Consider the following 21,272-nt stretch of genomic DNA (forward strand, 5'->3'; position numbering starts at 1 on the left):
CGGGTAACCATCACTCCAGCGTATAACCCACCCGCAAGCCGCCCCAGTGCTTGCCGCCGACGAAGATCGGCGTGGACAGGTCGAACATGATCTGACCGGTATCGCGACGATAGACCTGCAGGCGGTAAGGGTCGGTATGCGCGCCCACGCTGCGCCCAACACGGTCGGTGAACTTGCGCTTGGTGCGGTTGCCGACCAGATCGCGCTTGGCATCGCCGGTCAACGGCTGGGTGAAGCGCAGATTGTGCGTGGGCACATAACCGTCGGGATTGGCGCAGATCGCGAAGACGATCCACGGGTGCGCCTCCAGCAGCGGCTCTTGCAAAGCGGGCAGCAACTGGTCGCAGAGCGCATCGAAGTCGGTACTGAACTTGGGCGGCTCCACGCCGGCGATCGGCGTATAGGTGCGCGCAAACAATGCGGCTTGCCCGATCTGCCCGCGCGCGATGGCCTGCGCCAGGGCACTGCCGATCTTGCCGGACGTGGCAACGGCCAGCTGCTTGACCAGCGCGTGCCTGGGCACTTGCAGTGGGTCCGGCGGCAACCGGAACAAGCCCACGCAATCGCGCAGGGTTTCGGTGCCGCGCTCCAGCGCTTCGCTGCGTTCGGCCACGTGCGCGGCGTGCTGCAGATTGCTGCGGCCCAACGCCACCACGCCATCTACCGCACGCTCGATCCCGCGAATTTCGCCGTCCTGCGCGTGGATGCGCCCGGCCACCGTGGTCATCGCGCTGCTGGCCTGCCCGAGCACGCGAGTGATGCCATCGAGCACCGCTTCGGTGCCACGTGCAGAAGCTGCGCCCTCCCCCACTGCAGCGCTGGTTTCGGCCAGGATCGCGCGCACGTCGCGTGCGGCAGCGGCGGCGCGCTCGGCCAGCCGCCGGATCTCGGTAGCCACCACCGCAAACCCGCGTCCGGCATCGCCGGCATGCGCGGCTTCGATGCTGGCGTTGATCGACAGGATATTGGTCTGGAACGCCACCGAGTCGATGACTTCGATGACTTCGCCCGCGCGTGCCGCGCGACGTTCCACTTCGTGCATGGCCTGGCCCAGCGCATGTGCCGCAGCGACACCTTGCCGCGCGCTGTCATCGGCGCTGGCGGCCAACGCGATGACCTGCGCCAGTTCGGCATTGACGTCCTGCAGGCTCGACGACAGCCGCTCCACCGCGGCGCGCGCGCCGTCCAGCGCCTCGTTCTGGGCTTGCGACTGGCGCACCATTTCATCGTTTTCGGCCACCAGCGGTGGCACTCCGGCGGCGATCTGCACCGACAAGGCCACTGCCTGGCGGATGGCCTCGGCCAGATTGCCGAACCCGGCTTGCAGCCGCCGGCCCATCTCGGTTTCTGCCAGTCCCGGCGGCAACAGGAGTTCGAGTTCGCAACCGGCCAACGCCTGGGCAGTGCGCTCGAGCACCGTGCGGTCTTCGTGCTCGGCTTGCAGGCGCGCAACCAGCGGCTGCAGCAAGGGCGAGATCGGCACCGGCCGGCTGCCGTCGGCCAGACGCGTGGCCTCGCGCAGCAGGATCGCGGTTTCCACATGCGGCAGCGACAGCATCCAGCCGCCATGTTCGCGATCGCGTACATAGCGCACGCGCTGCGCCGGGTCGTCGCCCGGGGCAGCCCAGACGCCGTCTTCGCCAACCAGGTCGGCGGCGCTCAACCCCCACACCACCGAGGCCGGCGCCCCCTGCAGCTCGACCGCCGTTTTGCCCAGCACATCCAGGCCGACGCGGTTGCAGGCCACCACACACGCCTCCGCAGACAACCGCAGCAAGGCGACCGGCGCATCCGGGAGCACGGCCATCTGGGCCTGCGACGGCGGATCGGGCTGTTGCATCGAATTCATGAGGGGCTCCTGCTCCATCCGGTGATTATCGGCGCGCTGCGCGGGGAATTGAGGCGCGGGCCGGCGCGCCGGCGCGCTCAGTATCCGGCCGCCTGGCCGTCCTTGCGGCTTTCCGAAGCACCGTAGTACACGCCGCTGACCGGGTCGCGGGCGATGGCCTGATACCCACCGTACGGGCCGTCGGCAAAGATCACCCGATGGCCTTTGCGCATCAGCGCGCGGATGGTGTCGTAGGAGAAGCCGGTTTCCAGATTGACCTCGCCGCCATCGCTCATCGCGGTGGCCTGCCCGGTCGGTTCGGTGGACCCTTCATGCTGGATGCGCGGCGCGTCGCCGGCTTCCTGCAGGTTCATGTGGAAGTCCACCAGGTTCATCACGATCTGCACATGCCCCTGCGGCTGCATCGCCCCGCCCATCACGCCGAAGCTCAGCCAGGGCTTGCCGTCCTTGGTGACGAAGGCCGGGATGATGGTCTGAAACGGCCGCTTGCCCGGCGCATAGCCGTTAAGATGATCCTTCTTCAGCACGAACATCTCGCCGCGGTCCTGCAGGATGAAACCCAGCCCCGGCGGCGCCATGCCACTGCCCATGCCGCGATAGTTGGACTGGATCAGCGAGACCATCATGCCGTCGGCATCGGCCACGGTCATGTAGATGGTGTCGCCTTCTTCCAGCTGCTTGGGTGTCCCCGGCTGTACTTCCTTGAGTGCCTTGTCCATCGAAATCAGCGCGCGCCGCCGGTTGGCGTAGTCCTTGGAGATCAACTTGGCCAGCGGTGCCGGCTGAAACGCCGGGTCGGCGTAGAAGCGCGCGCGGTCGGCGAACGCCAGCTTCTTGGCCTCGGTGAACAAGTGCACGTGCTCAGCCGAGCCGAACGGAATCTTGGAGAAGTCGTAGCCTTCGAGGATGTTGAGCATCTGCAACGCGGCGATGCCCTGGCTGTTGGGCGGCAGCTCCCACACATCAACGCCACGGTAGTTGGTGGACACCGGTTCGACCCACTCGCCCGTATGACTGGCCAGGTCCTCATAGCTGAGGTAGCCGCCATTGGCCTTGAAGTAGGCACCGATGGTACGGGCGATGTCGCCCTTGTAGAACGCATCGCGACCGCCGTCGGCAATCTGCTGCAGCGTGTTGGCCAGGTTCGGGTTCTTCCACAGCTCGCCCTTGCGCGGGGCGTGGCCGTCGATGGTGAATTGCTCCTTGAAACCGGGGTATTGCGACAAGCGCGGCACCGAACGGTCCCAGTAATAGGCGATGGTCTCGGCGACCGGATGGCCTTCGCGCGCGTAGCGGATCGCTGGCGCCAGGTTCTGTGCCATCGGCTTGCGCCCGAAGCGCGCGTGCAGCGCGAACCAGCCGTCCACCGCACCCGGCACCGATACCGGCAACGGGCCGGTCGGCGGAATGTCCTTCAAGCCACGGCGCTGGAACTCGGCCAGGGTCAGCGATTTGGGCGAGCGGCCGGAGCCGTTGTAACCGTAGAGCTTGTGGGTCTTGGGGTCCCAGACGATCGCAAACAGGTCCCCTCCCACGCCATTGCCGGTCGGCTCCATCAGGCCCAGCGCCGCATTGGCCGCGATCGCTGCATCCACCGCCGAGCCGCCGTCCTTCATCACATCCAGCGCGATCTGGGTGGCCAGCGGTTGCGAAGTCGCGGCCATGGCATGCGGCGCAATGACTTCCGAGCGGGTGGCAAACGGCTGCCCGGTGACGCGGTCGGCAGCGCCGAGAGGCGGCGCGAGCAGCGCCAGAGCAGACACCAACAACACAGGTACGCGACGCATCACCGATGGCCCCTAAGACACTGAGAATGAGGTGCCAACCATACCAGCGGGCTGTGCCCTGCCGTCCAATCGACACTTGCCAGCGCGCTCAATACCGCGCAGATGGTGATCCTCGTCAGCGCTTCTTGTGCTGTATCGATCATGTTTCATCAGTAACCATGCAGCTGCCATGGGGCTTTGCAGGCGACTCGGCGCATCGATGCGGATGTTTCATGCGCAAGGGTTGACACCCTGGTTGCCGCGGTGGTTATCTCAGGCCCATGCCGCACCATTCCACCACCTCGAACGCCCCGATGTCCGCGCCCTCCGGCGCGTTGGCTGCGTCGCTTCTCGTGCTCGTACTTATTACCTCGCCAACCGGTGCGGGACGAGACTTCGTGTAGGCAACAGACACACAAGGCTTCGATCAGACCCCGCACCGGCAACGGCGCGGGGTTTCGCGTTTCAGGGATCACCAAAAGTTTCGAATGACATGAACGACATCGCTGCCACATCCGCAACATCGCCATGCGCCCAGCCGCGCATGGGCGCCTGTGGTTGCCTGCGCAGTGCCATCGCTCGTCCCCGCTTTGCTCAGCCGGCCAGTGCACGCACTGCCGGCTGATCCATTTATCCACTGCCCATCTCCACTGCCAACCCGCAAGGACATTCCATGAGCAACCACACCCAACCGAAAATCGCGATCATCGGCTACGGCAGCCAGGGCCGCGCACATGCGCTGAACCTGCGCGATTCCGGCTTCGACGTCACCGTCGGCCTGCGTCCCGGTGGCCCGACCGAGGCCAAGGCGCAGGCCGATGGCTTCACCGTCGTGGCGCCGTCCGAGGCGGTCAAGAGTGCTGACCTGGTCGCCATCCTGACCCCGGACATGGTGCAGAAGAAGCTCTACGAAGAGGTCATCGCCCCGAACATGAAGCAGGGCGCCTGCCTGCTGTTCGCGCATGGCCTGAACGTGCATTTCGACATGATCACCCCGCGCGCCGATCTGGACGTGGTGCTGGTCGCGCCCAAGGGCCCGGGCGCATTGGTACGTCGCGAATATGAAATCGGCCGCGGCGTGCCGTGCATCTATGCGGTCTACCAGGACACCAGCGGCAAGGCCGAGCAGTTCGCGTTGACCTATGCCGGCGGCCTGGGCGGCGCGCGCGCCAACATCATCAAGACCACGTTCAAGGAAGAAACCGAAACCGATCTGTTCGGCGAGCAGGCCGTGCTGTGCGGCGGCGCCTCCTCGCTGGTGCAGGCCGGTTTCGAAGTGCTGGTCGAGGCCGGCTATCAGCCGGAAATCGCATACTACGAAGTGCTGCACGAATTGAAGTTGATCGTGGACCTGTTCTACGAAGGCGGCATCACCCGTATGCTGGAATTCGTTTCCGAAACCGCGCAATACGGCGATTATGTCAGCGGCCCGCGCGTGATCGATGCCGGCACCAAGGCGCGCATGAAGGATGTGCTGACCGACATCCAGAACGGCACCTTCACCAAGAACTGGGTGGCCGAATACGACGCCGGCCTGCCGAACTACAACAAGTTCAAGCAGGCCGATCTGGAGCACCCGATCGAGGAAGTGGGCAAGAAGCTGCGCGCCAAGATGGTGTGGCTCAACGGGCAACAGCAAGCCGCTGCCGCACCTGCGAATCAACAGGCGGCATAACGCCGCCTCCCCCACCGCTTAAACCGAAGGTCCGCAACGCATGAACACCTCCGCACACAGCACGCCCCGCAATGGCGCGCGCTGGCTGACGCAGGCCCTGGAAGCCGAAGGCGTGGAAACGCTGTTCGGCTATCCGGGCGGCACCATCATGCCGTTCTACGACGCCCTGGTGGATTCCAGGCTCAAGCACATCCTGGTTCGTCACGAACAGGGCGCTGCACTGGCTGCCAACGGCTATGCCCGTGCCAGCGGCCGGGTCGGCGTGTGCGTGGCCACCTCCGGCCCGGGCGCATCCAACCTGGTCACCGGCATCGCCGATGCGATGCTGGACTCGGTGCCGATGATCTGCCTGACCGGCCAGGTCGCCACGCCGCTGCTGGGCACCGACGCATTCCAGGAGCTGGACGTGTTCGGCATGACCATGCCGATCGTCAAGCACAGCTTCCTGGTGCGGCGTGTGGAGGAGCTTCCGGAGATGGTGCGCGAGGCGTTTCGCATTGCGCGCGAAGGGCGCCCTGGGCCGGTGCTGATCGACCTGCCCAAGGACGTGCAGGTGGCCGACGCCTCGCATCTGCCCCTGCATGTTCCGGCAGCGGTGTCGCCGCCGCCGGCGCCGGCGGACGCGAAACTGGCCGACGCGTTGGCAGCAATCGCCAGCGCCGAACGCCCGGTGGTGTACGGCGGGGGCGGGATCGCGCTGGCCGGCGCGGTGGAAGCCTTCCGGCGTTTCGTCGAGGCCACCGGCATCCCGACCGCGCTGACCTTGCGCGGCCTGGGGGCATTACCGCATGCGCATCCGGACTATCTGGGCATGTTGGGCATGCACGGCACCCGTGCGGCCAATATGGCCATCCAGGAATGCGATCTGCTGGTGGTGGTCGGTGCGCGTTTCGACGACCGTGCCACCGGCAAACTGAGCGAGTTCGCACCGTTCGCACGCGTCATCCATCTGGATGCCGACGCATATGAGATCTCCAAGCTGCGCACCGCCGATATCGCGGTGCCCGGCGACGTGGCAGTGAGTCTGAAAGCCTTGAGTGCGGCGCGCGGCAACTGCCAGGCCTGGCGCACGCGCTGTTTCGCCAACCGCGAAAAGTTCGGCGCGCGTTACGACGCGCCCGGCACCGACATCTACGCACCGGCGCTATTGAAGCGCCTGAGCGAAGTGGCTCCGGCCGACACCATCATCGCCTGCGATGTGGGTCAGCATCAGATGTGGGTGGCGCAGCATTGCCGCTTCAACGACCCGCGCAATCACCTCACCAGCGGCGCGCTGGGCACCATGGGCTTCGGCCTGCCGGCCGCGATGGGCGCACAGTTCGCCTGCCCTGACCGCACCGTGGTGCTAGTCTCCGGCGACGGCAGTTTCATGATGAACGTGCAGGAGCTGGTGACGATTGCACGCTGCAAGCTGCCGGTGAAGATCGTGCTGCTGGACAACAGCTCGCTAGGCATGGTGCGGCAGTGGCAGGAACTGTTCTTCGCCGAGCGTTACAGCGAAATCGACCTGTCCGACAACCCGGATTTTGCGGCGTTGGCGCACGTGTTCGGCATTCCGGCCAAGCGCATCATCGCCCGCGGCGATGTGGACACGGCACTGGCCGACTTGCTGGCGCAGCCCGGTCCCGGCCTGCTGCATGTCGCGATCGACGCGCGTGCCAATGTGTGGCCGCTGGTGCCGCCCAACAACGCCAACAGCACCATGCTGGACAGCAATCCCGCACATGCGGCCAAGGAGACATCGCATGCGTTACCGGCTTGATCTGGTGCTGAAGCCGGCAGAAGGCGCATTGGTGCGGGTGATCGGCATGACCGAACGCCGCGGCTTCCGCCCATGCGCGATCCAGGGCGCAGCAGCGCCAGACGATGCCGGACGCTGGCATCTGCTGCTGGACGTGGACAGCAACCGTCCGCCGGAAACGCTGCGTCTGCAGCTGGAAAAGGTCTACGACTGCGAATCGGTGGTGATCACCGCACTGGAATCGGTCGAGGCTGCGGCATGAGCATGCAGACCTCGCGCGACCATCAGACTGCTGTCCGGAGGTGTCTTCTTCCGGATCGCCCGCGCGCGTGCCGCAATGCCTGATTCCGGCCGCCCTTCCGCACAGGAGCCAGAGGTAGGCGACGTGGCCGTGAGCGTGGCCGACGTGCTGGCCGCACAGGCACGCCTGCGCAAGTACCTGTCGCCCACGCCGCTGCACTACGCCGAACGCTTCGGTGTGTGGTTGAAGCTGGAGAATTTGCAGCGCACCGGCTCCTACAAGGTGCGCGGCGCATTGAATGCGTTGCTGGCCGGGCTGGAACGCGGCGATGAGCGCCCGGTGATCTGCGCCTCGGCCGGCAACCACGCGCAAGGTGTGGCGTGGTCGGCGTACCGGCTGGGTGTGCAGGCCATCACGGTAATGCCCTATGGCGCGCCGCAGACCAAGATTGCCGGTGTCGCGCATTGGGGTGCCACGGTGCGCCAACATGGCAACAGCTACGACGAAGCGTTCGCGTTTGCGCGCGAGCTGGCCGACCAGAACGGCTATCGCTTCCTGTCCGCCTTCGACGACCCGGACGTGATCGCCGGCCAGGGCACGGTGGGCATCGAGCTGGCGGCGCATGCGCCGGACGTGGTGATCGTGCCGATCGGCGGCGGTGGCCTGGCCTCCGGCGTGGCGCTGGCATTGAAGTCGCAAGGCGTGCGCGTGGTCGGGGCGCAGGTGGAAGGCGTGGATTCGATGGCGCGCGCCGTCCGCGGCGATCTGCGCGAAATCGCTCCGGTCCCAACGCTGGCCGATGGCGTGAAGGTCAAGATTCCAGGCCTGCTCACGCGCCGCCTGTGCTCGAGCCTGCTCGATGATGTCGTGATCGTGCGCGAGGCCGAATTGCGCGAAACATTGGTGCGCCTGGCACTGGACGAACACGTCATTGCCGAGGGCGCTGGCGCCCTCGCCCTGGCCGCCGGTCGCCGCGTTTCCGGCAAACGCAAATGTGCGGTGGTCTCTGGCGGTAATATCGACGCAACCGTGCTGGCCACACTCTTGTCCGAGGTGCGGCCGCGTCCGCCACGCAAGCCGCGCCGCCGCAATACCGAGCGACTCCGCAACGAACGCAGCGCCAATCCGCCACCCGCCACACACGTTCTTTCCCGCCCATCCGCAGTCGCTTCAACGCCTGTCACCGCCATCGCCGTAGAGGAGTCTTCCTGGTGAACACGACCGTATCCAACCAGACCCCGCGTATCCGAATTTTCGACACCACCCTGCGCGACGGCGAGCAATCCCCCGGCTGCAGCATGACGCCCCAGCAGAAGCTGGTCATGGCGCGCGCGCTGGACGAACTCGGCGTGGACATCATCGAAACCGGTTTTCCTGCCAGCTCGCATTCGGACCGCGAAGCGGTGGCGATGATGGGCCGGGAACTGCGCCGCCCCACCCTGGCGGTGTTGTCGCGCTGCCTGCAGGCCGATATCGAAACCTCGGCCAAGGCGCTGGAGACAGCCGCAAACCCGCGCCTGCATGTGTTCCTGTCCACCAGCCCGCTGCACCGCGAGCACAAGCTGCGCATGAGCCGCGAGCAGGTGCTGGAATCGGTGCACCGACACGTGACGCTGGCGCGCGGCTATGTCGACGATGTGGAATTTTCTGCCGAGGATGCAACCCGCACCGAAGAAGATTTCCTGGCCGAGGTCACCCGCGTGGCGATCGCCGCCGGCGCCACCACGATCAATTTGCCCGACACGGTCGGCTTCACCACGCCGGAAGAAATCCGTGGCATGTTCTCGCGCCTGATCGCCAGCGTGGAAGGTGCCGACAAGGTCATCTTCAGCGCGCACTGCCACAACGATCTGGGCCTGGCGGTGGCCAACTCGCTGGCGGCCATCGAAGGCGGTGCGCGCCAGGTGGAATGCACCATCAATGGCATCGGTGAGCGCGCGGGCAATTGCGCGCTGGAAGAAATCACCATGGCGCTGAAGGTGCGCGGTGCCTTCTACAACATCGATTCGGCGATCAATACGCCGCGTATCGTGTCTACCTCGCAATTGTTGCAACGCCTGGTCGGCATGCCGGTGCAGCGCAACAAGGCAGTCGTGGGCGGCAACGCCTTCGCGCACGAATCGGGCATTCATCAGCACGGCATGCTGCGCCATCGCGGCACCTACGAAATCATGCGCCCGGAAGATGTAGGCTGGGAATCCTCGCAAATGGTACTGGGCCGCCACAGCGGCCGCGCCGCGGTCGAGCAGCGGCTGCGCGCGCTGGGTTATCTGCTGGAGGAGGAAGAGGTCAAGCTGGTGTTCGAACAGTTCAAGGCGCTGTGCGAGAAGCAGCGCGTGGTGACCGATGCCGATCTGCAGGCATTGATGCAGGACGCCACGGTGCAGGAAGGCTATCGCCTGGCGTCGATGACCATCAGCGACGTGGGCAGCCGCGCCAACGCGTTGGTGGAGTTGTCCGACCCAGAAGGCAACCGTGTGGCCGAAACCGCGCAGGGCAACGGGCCGGTGGATGCGCTCTTCGGCGCACTGGCCTCGGCCACCGGCGTGAAGCTGGAGCTGGACAGCTACCAGGTGCACAGCGTGGGCATCGGTGCGGACGCGCGCGGCGAAGCCAGCCTGAGCGTGCGCCACGACGGCGTGGAATACGAAGGCACCGGCACCAGCAAGGACATCATCGAAGCCAGCGCGCTTGCGTGGCTGGATGTGGCCAACCGCTTGTTGCGTCAGCGCGAGCGTGGCGTGGTCGCCGGCAAGACCGCTGCGGTGGCGTAACCCTGCTCATTTCATTGGGTAGATGACGCAAGCCTTACGGCCAGCAGAGTGATCTGCTGGCCGTTCCGGTTTTTGCGTGCGAACTTTTTACAAGTGTGTCGGCTGGCTGCTTACGCGCTTGCCGACGTGGCAAAGCTCCGGCCTACTGCAGGCACTTGCACGCATACCGGCCTGGGACACGCCGCGAGTACGTCCATGTAGGCTCTGGCGCGGCATCCATGCCGCTCAAGGTGCCATACCGGTCCGCGAGCAAGCCACCGGCTGCTGCCGGCTGCTGTCGGCAGCTGAGGACACGGATGCGCTATCGCGCTGGCGACCGTTCCTGCGTACTACAACGCTTTGGGACTGCGAGCGCGTTTACAGCGCGGCCACCACCGCATCGCCCATCGCCACGGTACCGACCTTGGTAGTGCCTTCCGACCAGATGTCGGCAGTGCGCAGGCCTTGATCGAGCACCTTGCCAACCGCATGTTCGATGGCATCTGCTGCAGTGGCCCGCGCGAAGGTGTAGCGCAACATCATCGCCACCGACAGGATCGTGGCTAATGGATTGGCGATGCCCTTGCCGGCGATATCCGGTGCCGAGCCATGGCAGGGTTCGTACATACCCTTGCTATTGGCATCCAGCGAGGCCGAAGGCAGCATGCCGATGGAACCGGTGAGCATGGATGCCTGGTCGGACAGGATGTCGCCGAACATGTTGTCGGTCACGATCACGTCGAACTGCTTGGGAGCACGCACCAACTGCATCGCTGCGTTGTCCACGTACATATGCGACAGCGCGATATCCGGGTAGTCCTTGGCCACTTCTTCGACCACTGCACGCCATAGCTGGCTCGATGCCAGCACGTTGGCCTTGTCGACCGAACACAGCTTCTTGCCGCGCAGGCGTGCCATGTCGAAGCCGGCCTTGGCGATGCGACGAATCTCGCTCTCGCTGTATGGCAAGGTGTCGTACGCCTGGCGTTCGCCGTTGTCCAAGGTGCGGTTACCACGCGGCTGGCCGAAATAGATGCCGCCCGTGAGTTCGCGCAGGATCAGCAGATCCAGCCCGGCCACGACCTCCGGCTTGAGCGTGGACGCATCGGCCAGCTGCGGATACAGCAATGCCGGCCGCAGATTGGCGAACAAGCCCAGCTGCGAGCGGATCTTGAGCAACCCACGCTCCGGCCGCAGCGCCGGGTCGATAGTGTCCCACTGCGGGCCACCCACCGCACCCAGCAGCACCGCATCGGCGCCACGCGCGCGCTCCAGTGTTTCATCGGCCAATGGGCTGCCGTATTTGTCGTACGCAGTGCCGCCCAGCTCGTCATACACCAGCTGAAAACCCAGACCGTGTTGCGCGTCAATGCGCTTCAACACCTTGACCGCTTCGGCCATGATCTCCGGCCCGATCCCGTCGCCGGGAAGAATCAGAATCTGCTTGCTCATGCCACCCTCGTGAAGTGACGCCGCAGCGTCATTGACATCAATCCAATGCAGTCCGCACGCAGCGCGGTGAGCGCGCGCATCTGCGGCTCGACATTACTGCAACGCGCCAAACAACCACGGTTGGCGCGCGCGATGGCCTTGCTCGAAGCGCCCGATGGCATCGGCGTCCTGCAAGGTGAGGCCGATATCGTCCAGGCCATTGAGCAGGCAGTGTTTGCGGAAGGCATCGATGTCGAAGCCGTACTCCACGCCATCGGGGCGGCGTACGCGTTGCGCGGCCAGATCTACGGTGAGCTGGTAGCCCTCGGTCGTCAGGCATTGTTCGAACAATGCATCGACCTGCGCTTCGGCCAGCACGATCGGCAGCAGGCCGTTCTTGAAACTGTTGTTGTAGAAAATGTCGGCAAAGCTCGGCGCGATCACGGTGCGAAAGCCGTATTCGTCCAGCGCCCACGGCGCATGCTCGCGCGAGGAACCACAGCCGAAGTTTTCCCGGGCCAGCAAGACGCTGGCGCCCTGATAGCGCGGGAAATTGAGCACGAATTCCGGATTGAGCGGGCGCGTGCTGTTGTCGCGACCAGGCTCGCCGATATCCAGATAGCGCCACTCGTCGAACAGGTTCGGACCGAAACCGGTGCGCTTGATCGACTTGAGGAACTGCTTGGGAATGATCTGGTCGGTATCGACATTGGCGCGATCCAGCGGCGCGACCAATCCGGTGTGTCGGGTGAAGGGAGTCATTGGAATGCCGGGAATTGGGAGTGGAGAATGGGGAATTGGCAGGGCGGAGACGGGACGGACGTTGCCATTCTCTATTCCCGACTCTCGATTCCCTGCAATTCACGTACATCGACAAAATGACCGCTCACCGCCGCAGCCGCCGCCATCGCCGGGCTGACCAGATGCGTGCGGCCGCCGGCGCCTTGGCGGCCTTCGAAGTTGCGGTTGGAGGTCGAAGCGCAATGTTCGCCGCTGCCCAGCTTGTCCGGGTTCATGGCCAGACACATCGAGCAGCCTGGCTCGCGCCATTCGAAGCCGGCATCCAGAAACACCTTGTCCAGGCCTTCGGCTTCGGCCTGCGCCTTCACCAGCCCCGAGCCCGGCACCACCAAGGCCTGCTTGATGGTGGAGGCGACCTTGCGGCCCTTGGCCACTGCGGCAGCGGCACGCAGGTCTTCGATGCGCGAATTGGTGCACGAGCCGATGAACACGCGATCCAGGCGGATGGCGGTGATCGGCTGGTTGGCCTTCAGCCCCATGTATTTCAGCGCGCGCTCGATCGAATCGCGCTTGGTCGGGTCCTGCTCGATGGCCGGATCGGGCACGTGCTGATCGATGGCCAGCACCATTTCCGGCGAAGTGCCCCAGCTGACCTGCGGCTTGATGTCTTCGGCACGCAACTCCACCACGGTGTCGAAGTGCGCGTCCGGGTCGGAGACCAGCGTGCTCCAGAGCGCCACCGCCGCATCCCAGTGGGCGCCCTTGGGGGCGAACGGGCGCCCTCTGACGTAGGCAATGGTCTTCTCGTCCACCGCCACCATGCCCACGCGGGCACCGGCTTCGATGGCCATGTTGCAGATGGTCATGCGGCCTTCCATCGACAGAGTCCGAATGGCGCTGCCGGCAAATTCCAGCGCATGCCCGTTGCCGCCGGCGGTGCCGATCTTGCCGATCACCGCCAGCACGATGTCCTTGGCGGTCACCCCGAACGGCAGCGTGCCTTCCACACGCACCTGCATGTTCTTCATTTTCTTGGCGATCAGGCATTGGGTGGCCAGCACGTGCTCGACCTCGGAGGTGCCGATGCCGTGCGCCAGCGCGCCGAACGCGCCATGCGTGGAGGTATGCGAATCGCCGCAGACCACGGTCATGCCCGGCAAGGTGGCGCCCTGCTCCGGGCCGACCACATGCACGATGCCCTGCCGCGCATCGTTCATCTTGAACTCGAGGATGCCGAAGTCGTCGCAGTTTTCGTCCAGCGTCTGCACCTGCAGGCGCGAGACCTCGTCGGAAATCGACTCCAGCCCGCCCTGGCGTTCGGCGCGCGTGGTCGGCACGTTGTGATCGGGCGTGGCGATATTGGCGTCGATGCGCCACGGCTTGCGCCCGGCCAGGCGCAGGCCTTCGAAGGCCTGCGGCGAGGTCACTTCGTGCAGGATGTGGCGGTCGATGTAGATCAGCGACGAGCCATCGTCACGGCGTGTGACCTCGTGCAGTTCCCACAGCTTGTCGTACAGGGTCCTGGCAGTCATCGCGGCAATCCGAGTGGCGGATGGTAGGTGCGCCCACCTGGCTGAGATCGATGCTAGGAGCTTGCCTTGGATTACGCAAATTCATATTGTTTATTCAAGAAATGAATTTTAGGAATAGCAATGGACCTGGCGAGCCTCAATGCCTTCGTGGCGATCGCCGAGAGCGGCAGCTTTTCGGCAGCCGGCGAGGCCTTGCACCTGACCCAGCCAGCGGTGAGCAAACGCATCGCCCTCCTGGAAGCGCAATTGTCGGCGCGGCTGTTCGATCGCCTGGGCCGGCAGGTGGTGCTGACCGAAGCCGGACAGGCGTTGCTGCCGCGCGCGCAACGCATCCTGGCCGAGCTGCAGGACACCCGCCGCGTGCTGGAACATTTGGGCGCAGCCGTTGGCGGCCGCTTGAGTCTGGCCACCAGCCACCATGTGGGTCTGCACCGCCTGCCGGCCTTGTTGCGCGGTTTTGCCACGCGACATCCGCAGGCGGCGTTGGACATCCAGTTCCTGGATTCGGAGTTGGCGTACGCCGCGGTGCTGCGCGGGGAGGTGGAACTGGCAGTGACAACCCTGGCACCGGACACGCGCGCTCCGCTGCGCGCGCAGCCGATCTGGCATGACCGCTTGCAGTTCGTGGTTGCACCCGACCACCCGTTGGCAGCACTGCCTGCGGTGTCGCTGGACGATGTGGTGACGCACCCGGCGGTATTGCCCGATCCGGGCACCTTCACCCATCGCATCGTTGCCAACCTGTTCGCCGAGCGCGGTCTGGTGCCGAGTCTGCGCATGACCACCAATTACCTGGAAACGATCAAGATGCTGGTGTCGGTGGGCCTGGCGTGGAGCGTGCTGCCCGAGCGCATGATCGACCATCAGATCGTGGCGCTGCCGCTGGCCGATGTCGCGTTATCCCGCGAGCTGGGTTGCGTCACCCATGGCGGGCGCACCTTGTCGCGTGCTGCGCAGGCATTTGTGGCGTTGTTGCACGGGCAGGCGGATCTGGCGCAGGCGTAGGCTGCGGGCGATATGTCTGCAGCGTGCCGCACGCGTCGGCGAAAGATGACGTCAGCCGGTCGATCTCGGCACGACCGCATGGGAAGTGCGATGCGTCATGCATACGCGGCTTGCTGACTCGGCGATGCCGCGGCCCGGCCGGCAATGCTGCGATTGTTCTTCGCCACACCCCCCCCTGCGCCGTAACAACACGTGTGCTGCATCGATCCAGCATCCAGCAGTTCACGGCCTAAGCAACGTCTTACGGCCCGATCAAGCGATCCCGCCCCTGCCGCTTGGCTTCGTACAGACGACGGTCGGCCAACGCCAGCAATTCGCGCCGGCTGGGCGCCTCCTCGCTCATCGCCATGCCCATGCTGGCGGTACAACGCACCGTCATGCCTTGCGCATCGACTTCGATGTCGGCCAGTCGCTGCCGCATGCGCTCGAACAGCGCGCGCGCCTGTACCGCATCCAGCCCGGTGGCCGCCAGCAGGAACTCTTCGCCGCCGTGACGCGCGGCGAAGCAGTGCGCCTGATCCTGCTCGCTCAACACCTCGCCGATGGCAGACAGCACCGCATCGCCAACCTCATGGCCGTAGTCGTCGTTGATGCGCTTGAAGTGATCGATATCCATCAACGCCAGCGCCAACGCCGCGCCACCGGCGTGCGCCTCGTCGAACCATTGCTGCAACACGCGCTCGGCTTCGCGCCGGTTCGGCAGCGCGGTCAGCACATCGTGGCTGGCGCGGTATTCGAGCTGGCGCATCAACGCTTCGCGCTCCTGGCTGGCCTGCTGCAGCGCCAGGTTCTTGTCGCTCAGTTCGCGCGTGCGCCGGTCGATGACGGTATTGAGCTGGCGCTGACGCAGGCGATAGCTGGCGGTCCGCCATAGGTAGAACCCGTAGATCACGCTGGCCAGGGCGAGGATGCCCAGGCCGATCACTTCGCCCCGGCGCCACCACGGCGGCGCCAGTTCGATGACCAGGCTGGCTTCGCCCAGCAGGTCGTTTTGCCGCCAGTCCACCGGTAGCGACATCGCTTGCACGCGGAAGCGGAAACGGCCCGGCGGCAAATTGGTGTAGACCGCTTCGCTGGCATTGTCGGCATCCACCCAGTCCGGGTCGAAGCCTTCCAGCCGATAGCGATACCGCACCTTGTCCGGGCCGCGGAAATTCAGCCCGGCGTACGCGATCGCGATACGCCGCGTCTCGGCACCGAGCCGGTGCGGGCCACTGAGCGGCTGCATCATGCCATCGACCAGCAGACGCTCGAAGACGATCGGCACCCGATGGCCTTGCAAGGTGCCCACGCGGGCCGGGTCGATCACGCCCAGGCCCGCGGCGGTGGGGAACAGCAACTGTCCGGACCGGGTCAGCCAGCCGGCCGGCGCGCTGCTGCCGTTGCCCTGGTTGCTGGGCATGCCGTCGCTGCGGTCGACCACTTCCACGCTCAATTGCTCGCGCGTGCCCGCATCGAGCTGGTCGAAGTTATCGCGTGCGATGCGGAACACCCCGTGGTTGCTCGACAACCAGAAATAGCCACGGCCGTCGTCGATCACCCGAAACACCTTGTCGCGCGGTAGCCCCACCCGGTGGTCGTAGACGCGGAAGCTGTCGCCGCGCAACCGCAGCAGGCCGCGATCGCTGGCGATCCACACATCGCCAGCGGCATCGCGCAGGAAGTCGAAGGCGTTCTGCCCCGGGAAATCCTGCTCGCCCAGCCAGGCGCGGGTGCTGCCGTCCGGCGACAGCGCGGTCACACCGCGATCGGTGCCGATCCAGACGATGCCCTGCGCATCGCGGTACAACACCTGCACCGAGCCATCGGGTACGCCATCGGCTGCGGTGTAGCGACGCGCCTTGCCATTGCGCCAGCGCACCAACCCGGCGGTGGTGCCGATCCACAGATCGTCGCCGTCCGGCAACACCGCACGCACCGACATGGAGGGCAGGCCATCGGCCGCGCCGATGCGCACCAGCACGTGGCCTTGCGCGTCCAGACGCACCACGCCCTCGCTATAGGTACCGGCCCAGACGCCGCCATCGCCAGCATCGGCCAGCGCCAGCACCGATTGCTCGAGCACGCGCCCACCTTCGCTGGGCGACAGCGACACGCGGCTGATGGTGCCGTCGCGCCAACGATCCAGGCCGACGGCGTTACCCACCCATACCGTGCCCTGGCCGGTCTGCAGCACGCAGCGCACGTAGTCCGAACTCAGGCCTTCGTCGTGGGTGACACCATGCGCGGCGCCCTCGGCAATACGGAACAGCCCGTGGGTGCTGCCGACCCAGATCAGGCCTTCGGCGTCTTCCAGCAGCGCCGGGCTGGCGACACCGGAGATGGCGATCTGCTCGTCCGGGTCGTTCGGGCCGCTGTGCACCACCAGCATTCCCGAAGACAGGCTCATCCACAGGTGCCCACGGCGGTCCAGCAACACCGAATCGACGCGTTGGCCCTGGCGGAAACGCTGCAGGCCACCGCCGCGGCTCCACCACCACACGCCGTCGTTGCCAGCGACCAACAGGCCCCCCTGCCGGTCGCTGGCCAACCGCCGCACCGGCGCATCGCGCATCCCGTGCACCCTGCCCCAGGCCGCAGCCTGGCCGCCATCGCGCGGCAGGCGATACAGGCCGACCTCGGTGCCAACCCACAGGTCGCCGCTTTCGTCTGCAGACAGGGCCGTGACGCGCGCACGCGGCAAGCCGGTCTGGCGGCCGACGTCGACCACCCGCCCGTCGCCCTCGATGCGGTACAGCGTCTGCGGCGTGCCCACCCACAGCGCGCCATCGGCACGCCGCAGCAGGGCACTGACCGCAAGATGCCGCGCCGACGCATCGCCCAGCTGCTGCCAGTGACCATCCTGATAGTGGTAGACACCGTCGAACGCCGTACCGAACAGCATGCCGCCCGTGCTGTCGCGAACCACCACGAATACCCCGCCCAGCTCGATGCCGGGAGTGTTCTGGCGGTCGTACACGGTGAAGTCGCGCCCATTGAAGCGCGCCACGCCTTCCCAGGTACCCAGCCAGAGCAGCCCGTCTTCGCCCTGGGCCACCGCGTGCACCAGGTTGTGCGGCAGGCCGTCGTCCATGTTCCAGCGCGTGACGGTGTGGTAGGCGGTGTGTTTGAGCACCTGCGCGCCGGCCGGCCAGGCGTTGAGCACTGCGCAGCACCACAGCAGCCACAGCCACGCCTGCCCGATCCGCCGCACGCACGTGCTGCGAACGCAGCTTGTGTGCGCCTGCGTACCGCCCCTTCCCACGCTCCCGGTCCCCTCGTCCGTGCCTGCTGGAGATACCTGCCGTATGCACCGGCAGGCCTACGGCAAATTTATCACCGGGGTTTCTGCGCTGCCTTCGGTGGATCCCTGACAGCTGCCGGGAGCGGCACGACACCGGGAACCGGGCAGACGGAACCGTTAACGTACCGGTTCGGCGCCGAGTATAAATATAGAACCCGATGGTCTAGTATTGACGGCATGTCCAGCTCGTCCCCTCTCAATTCCAAGACCAAGAGCAACGGCCCTGGTCGTCCCAAGGATCTTGGAAAGCGTGCCGCCATCCTCGGTGCCGCCCGCACCATGTTCATGGAGCAGGGCTATGCAGGGGTCAGCATGGATGGGATCGCCGCACAGGCCGGCGTCTCCAAACTGACCGTGTACAGCCACTTCGGCGACAAGGAGAGCCTGTTTTCCGAGGCGATCCGCGCACAGTGCCAGCACATGATGCCGGACGACCTGTTCGATCACGCGCCCAAGGGCGCATTGCGCGACCAGCTCACCGAGATCGCCCATGCGTTCTTCGCCATGGTCAGCACCGAATCGGCCATCTCCACCCACCGCATGATGATGGCGCCGGGGACCGGCGACGTGCATATCCGCGAGATGTTCTGGGATGCAGGCCCCAAGCGCACGCAGCGGGCGCTGGCGGATTTCCTGTCTGCACGGGTGGCCGACGGCCAGCTGGAGATCCCGGACGTCGCACGCGCCGCCTCGCAATTCTTCTGCCTGCTCAAGGGCGAGCTCTACGCCTTGATGATGTGCGGCCTGCACGGCCAGCCCACCCGCGCCCAGGTCAATGAGCACATCGACACCAGCGTGGACTTCTTTTTGAGGGCCTATGCGCCGCGCTGAGCGCCCCCGGCCTTTGGTGGCGATGACTTCCGGCACTGCGCCGGATGCCAGCGCGCGGCGATGCTAGATGCGCCAGGTGCCTCGCGCACCGGTAAAATGTTCGCCCCACCGCGTTGGATACCCGCACCATGACGATCGATTTCACCCAGGCCCGCGAAAAGATGGTCGAGCAGCAGATCCGGCCGTGGGACGTGCTGGACCTGCGCGTACTCGACGTGCTGGCGCGCATGCCGCGCGAAGCCTTCGTGCCGGAGGCGTACAGGACGCTGGCCTATGTCGACGTGGAAATTCCGCTGTCGGCCGGCCACAAGATGATGAAGCCGGTGGTCGAAGGCCGCATGTTGCAGGCACTGGATCTGCAACCAGGCGAGGACGTCCTGGAAGTCGGCACCGGCAGCGGCTTTGCCACCGCCTGCCTGGCCGCACTGGCACGCGAAGTCCTCAGCCTGGAGATCGACCCGGCGCTGGCCGCGGCCGCACGCGCCAATCTGGACCGCACCGGCCTGGGCAGCAACGTCCGCATCGAAACCGCCGACGTCTTCGGCTGGCAGAGCGAGCGTCGCTTCGACGCCATCTGCGTGACCGGTGCGGTCGACACGCTGCCCGTCCAGTGGCTGCAGTGGTTGCGCCCGAACGGCCGGCTGTTCGTCGTGCGCGGTCACGATCCGGTGATGGAAGCGGTCCTGGTCCGTGGCGACGTCAACGCCCCGCGCATCGAATCGTTGTTCGAAACCGACCTCGCCTATCTCCAGGGCGCCGCACCGACGCCCCGATTCCAATTCTGATTCCCAAGGAAGCTTCCCCGATGATCCGCCGATCCCTCGTTCTGGCCCTGGCCGCCGCCCTGTCCCCCATGGCTGCGCACGCCACCGACCTGCTGCAGGTCTACGAAATGGCCCGCAACGGCGATCCGCAGCTGGCCGTGGCCGAGTCCACGCGTCTGGTCAATCGGGAAGGTCAGGTGCAGGCGCGTGCGGCGTTGTTGCCGCAGCTGGACGGTAGCGCCGGCTACACCCAGTCGCATCGCGAGCTGGAGGGCGTCGATGGCCGCTCCACGACCAAGCAGCGCCAGTACGCGATTCAGGGCAGCCAGACCATTTTCAACTGGGCGCAGTTTTCCAACCTGCGTGCGCAGCGCGAAGTGGCCAAGGCTGCGGATTTCACCCTGGCATCGGCCAACAACGACCTGATCACCCGCACCTCGGCGGCGTATTTCCAGGTGCTGGTGGGGATCGAGTCGCTGGCGGCAGCCGAGACCAACGAAGCGGCCGCAAAGAAGCAGTTCGACTATGCCGACAAGCGTCTGGAAGTGGGTCTTGCGCCGATCACCGACGTGCACGAAGCCCGCGCCCAGTACGACCAGGCGCGTGCAGACACCATCACCGCGCGCAATACGCTCAAGGACTACTACCAGGCGCTGACCGAGCTGACCGGCCAGCCCGTGGTCGGCTTGCGCGCATTGCCGGATGAGTTCCGCCCCGAAGTACCGGCCGCCTACAGCAACGTGGATCAGCTGGTTGCCACCGCGATCGCCGACAATCCCGCGCTGAAGGCGCAGCAGTTGCAGGTCAGCGCTGCCGAGGCGCAGGTCAGTGCTGCGCGTGCCGGCCATCTGCCCACGCTGAGCCTGGGTGCCAATGTCGGCCGCAGCAATAGCTGGGGTGGCCAGGGAACGGTCGACGAGGCGGCGGGCAACTTCACCACCGCAGGCCGCAATATCGATACCGATTCGGTCGGCATCACGCTGACGATTCCGATCTTTGCCGGCGGTGCGACCCAGTCGGCCGTGCGCCAGGCATTGTCGCAACGCGACATCCAGCAGGACACCTACGAGCAGCAGAAGCGCGCGCTGGATCGCAACACCCGCAATGCCTACCAGACCGTCGTTGCCGGCATCAGCGAAGTGGAAGCCCGCCGTCTGGCCGTGGTGTCGGCGCAAGCCGCCTACGACGCCTCGCAGGTGGGCCTGGAAGTCGGCACGCGCACCGTGCTGGACGTGGTGCAGAACCAGCGCACGCTGTTCCAGGCGCAGCTGAACTACGCACAGTCGCGTTACAACTTCCTGCAGAACCGCCTGCTGCTGGGCCAGGCCATCGGCAAGCTCGACATCACCGACCTGCAGGATGTGAATCGCCTGCTGTCGCAGGACGCCGAATCCAAGCTGCAGGGCAGTGGTTCGTTGCAGTAAGACCCACGGGATGCACGAGAAAGCGGGCCCAGGCCCGCTTTTTTTGTGCGCGATGCAACTGCGTGCGCACCTGTTGTGAGGTCTGTTGCAGGTGCGGTGAACCGGCAACTCCGGCGTGCAGCATCCGACCCGAGCGATCCAACCACGCGCGTCTCACCCCCTGGCGCACGCTCTCGCCACTGAACGCAACGAAGGCGGCAATCCGGCGGCGGGCCTCGGTGGAGTGCGGCACGTCC

At 65.8% G+C, this 21,272-nt stretch carries 15 protein-coding genes; 9 read left to right on the top strand and 6 right to left on the bottom strand.

The features are described 5' to 3' along the window. Nucleotides 1–10: 10 nt before the first annotated feature. Together AMD14_RS17865 and ggt are read right to left on the bottom strand one after the other, a co-directional pair. Nucleotides 11–1,867, bottom strand: coding sequence for a methyl-accepting chemotaxis protein (locus tag AMD14_RS17865; RefSeq protein WP_170912701.1), 1,857 nt, complete (start codon nucleotides 1,865–1,867; stop codon nucleotides 11–13). Between the two features lie 59 nt (nucleotides 1,868–1,926). Beyond that, entirely contained in the window at nucleotides 1,927–3,636 is a 1,710-nt protein-coding gene (gene ggt / locus AMD14_RS17870; protein WP_011052288.1) for a gamma-glutamyltransferase, read from the bottom strand. A gap of 652 nt (nucleotides 3,637–4,288) precedes the next feature. On the opposite strand from ggt, the gene ilvC reads away from it, so the two are divergent. The 5 genes from ilvC (at nucleotide 4,289) to AMD14_RS17895 (ending at nucleotide 10,046) form a co-directional block, all read left to right on the top strand. Then, nucleotides 4,289–5,290, top strand: a complete 1,002-nt coding sequence (ilvC, locus tag AMD14_RS17875) for a ketol-acid reductoisomerase (protein ID WP_003483339.1) — start codon at nucleotides 4,289–4,291, stop codon at nucleotides 5,288–5,290. A gap of 40 nt (nucleotides 5,291–5,330) precedes the next feature. Continuing rightward, on the top strand, nucleotides 5,331–7,052 hold the full coding sequence (gene ilvG / locus AMD14_RS17880) for an acetolactate synthase 2 catalytic subunit (RefSeq protein WP_011052289.1): 1,722 nt from the start codon (nucleotides 5,331–5,333) through the stop codon (nucleotides 7,050–7,052). Beyond that, nucleotides 7,036–7,293: an ACT domain-containing protein gene (locus tag AMD14_RS17885; protein WP_003483347.1), complete on the top strand. Its 258-nt coding sequence runs from the start codon at nucleotides 7,036–7,038 to the stop codon at nucleotides 7,291–7,293. Before ilvG ends, AMD14_RS17885 begins: the two co-directional genes overlap by 17 nt. 123 nt (nucleotides 7,294–7,416) lie before the next feature. Next, nucleotides 7,417–8,487, top strand: a complete 1,071-nt coding sequence (locus tag AMD14_RS17890) for a threonine dehydratase (RefSeq protein WP_015463579.1) — start codon at nucleotides 7,417–7,419, stop codon at nucleotides 8,485–8,487. Continuing rightward, nucleotides 8,484–10,046, top strand: coding sequence for a 2-isopropylmalate synthase (locus AMD14_RS17895; protein ID WP_005912016.1), 1,563 nt, complete (start codon nucleotides 8,484–8,486; stop codon nucleotides 10,044–10,046). Before AMD14_RS17890 ends, AMD14_RS17895 begins: the two co-directional genes overlap by 4 nt. A 357-nt stretch (nucleotides 10,047–10,403) precedes the next feature. Here the strand turns inward: AMD14_RS17895 and leuB are convergent, their stop codons facing one another. From leuB to leuC, 3 genes are all read right to left on the bottom strand, one after another. Beyond that, nucleotides 10,404–11,477 (bottom strand): 3-isopropylmalate dehydrogenase, encoded by a 1,074-nt coding sequence (gene leuB / locus AMD14_RS17900; protein WP_011052291.1) that lies wholly within the window; start codon nucleotides 11,475–11,477, stop codon nucleotides 10,404–10,406. Between the two features lie 93 nt (nucleotides 11,478–11,570). After that, complete coding sequence (leuD, locus tag AMD14_RS17905; RefSeq protein ID WP_011052292.1) at nucleotides 11,571–12,218, bottom strand: 3-isopropylmalate dehydratase small subunit; 648 nt, start codon at nucleotides 12,216–12,218, stop codon at nucleotides 11,571–11,573. Nucleotides 12,219–12,289: 71 nt separating this feature from the next. Further along, nucleotides 12,290–13,729: a 3-isopropylmalate dehydratase large subunit gene (gene leuC / locus AMD14_RS17910; RefSeq protein WP_011052293.1), complete on the bottom strand. Its 1,440-nt coding sequence runs from the start codon at nucleotides 13,727–13,729 to the stop codon at nucleotides 12,290–12,292. Between the two features lie 120 nt (nucleotides 13,730–13,849). Here leuC and AMD14_RS17915 point away from each other — a divergent pair, with 120 nt between their 5' ends. Continuing rightward, the gene (locus AMD14_RS17915) at nucleotides 13,850–14,734 is read left to right on the top strand and encodes a LysR family transcriptional regulator (protein WP_015463581.1); all 885 of its coding nucleotides are present in this window, start codon (nucleotides 13,850–13,852) and stop codon (nucleotides 14,732–14,734) included. A gap of 241 nt (nucleotides 14,735–14,975) precedes the next feature. Here AMD14_RS17915 and AMD14_RS17920 read toward each other — a convergent pair whose 3' ends face one another. Beyond that, nucleotides 14,976–17,978, bottom strand: coding sequence for a ligand-binding sensor domain-containing diguanylate cyclase (locus AMD14_RS17920; protein WP_011052295.1), 3,003 nt, complete (start codon nucleotides 17,976–17,978; stop codon nucleotides 14,976–14,978). 216 nt (nucleotides 17,979–18,194) lie between these two features. Between AMD14_RS17920 and AMD14_RS17925 the strand changes: the two genes are divergently transcribed. The 3 genes from AMD14_RS17925 (at nucleotide 18,195) to AMD14_RS17935 (ending at nucleotide 21,036) form a co-directional block, all read left to right on the top strand. Beyond that, on the top strand, nucleotides 18,195–18,848 hold the full coding sequence (locus AMD14_RS17925) for a TetR/AcrR family transcriptional regulator (RefSeq protein WP_003483364.1): 654 nt from the start codon (nucleotides 18,195–18,197) through the stop codon (nucleotides 18,846–18,848). Between the two features lie 128 nt (nucleotides 18,849–18,976). Then, complete coding sequence (locus tag AMD14_RS17930; protein ID WP_003483366.1) at nucleotides 18,977–19,633, top strand: protein-L-isoaspartate O-methyltransferase family protein; 657 nt, start codon at nucleotides 18,977–18,979, stop codon at nucleotides 19,631–19,633. Nucleotides 19,634–19,653: 20 nt separating this feature from the next. Beyond that, entirely contained in the window at nucleotides 19,654–21,036 is a 1,383-nt protein-coding gene (locus AMD14_RS17935; RefSeq protein ID WP_007967744.1) for a TolC family outer membrane protein, read from the top strand. Nucleotides 21,037–21,272 lie beyond the last annotated feature (236 nt).

It is taken from the genome of Xanthomonas citri pv. citri (genome assembly GCF_000961215.1).
In the GTDB taxonomy this organism is placed as follows: Bacteria; Pseudomonadota; Gammaproteobacteria; order Xanthomonadales; family Xanthomonadaceae; genus Xanthomonas; species Xanthomonas cissicola.

Bases quoted from the DNA above. Each gene is read 5' to 3' on its own strand.
- AMD14_RS17865 (WP_170912701.1), bottom strand. From the start codon at position 1,867: ATGGAGCAGGAGCCCCTCATGAATTCGATGCAACAGCCCGATCCGCCG.
- ggt (WP_011052288.1), bottom strand. From the start codon at position 3,636: ATGCGTCGCGTACCTGTGTTGTTGGTGTCTGCTCTGGCGCTGCTCGCG.
- ilvC (WP_003483339.1), top strand. From the start codon at position 4,289: ATGAGCAACCACACCCAACCGAAAATCGCGATCATCGGCTACGGCAGC.
- ilvG (WP_011052289.1), top strand. From the start codon at position 5,331: ATGAACACCTCCGCACACAGCACGCCCCGCAATGGCGCGCGCTGGCTG.
- AMD14_RS17885 (WP_003483347.1), top strand. From the start codon at position 7,036: ATGCGTTACCGGCTTGATCTGGTGCTGAAGCCGGCAGAAGGCGCATTG.
- leuB (WP_011052291.1), bottom strand. From the start codon at position 11,477: ATGAGCAAGCAGATTCTGATTCTTCCCGGCGACGGGATCGGGCCGGAG.
- leuD (WP_011052292.1), bottom strand. From the start codon at position 12,218: ATGACTCCCTTCACCCGACACACCGGATTGGTCGCGCCGCTGGATCGC.
- leuC (WP_011052293.1), bottom strand. From the start codon at position 13,729: ATGACTGCCAGGACCCTGTACGACAAGCTGTGGGAACTGCACGAGGTC.
- AMD14_RS17915 (WP_015463581.1), top strand. From the start codon at position 13,850: ATGGACCTGGCGAGCCTCAATGCCTTCGTGGCGATCGCCGAGAGCGGC.
- AMD14_RS17925 (WP_003483364.1), top strand. From the start codon at position 18,195: ATGTCCAGCTCGTCCCCTCTCAATTCCAAGACCAAGAGCAACGGCCCT.
- AMD14_RS17930 (WP_003483366.1), top strand. From the start codon at position 18,977: ATGACGATCGATTTCACCCAGGCCCGCGAAAAGATGGTCGAGCAGCAG.
- AMD14_RS17935 (WP_007967744.1), top strand. From the start codon at position 19,654: ATGATCCGCCGATCCCTCGTTCTGGCCCTGGCCGCCGCCCTGTCCCCC.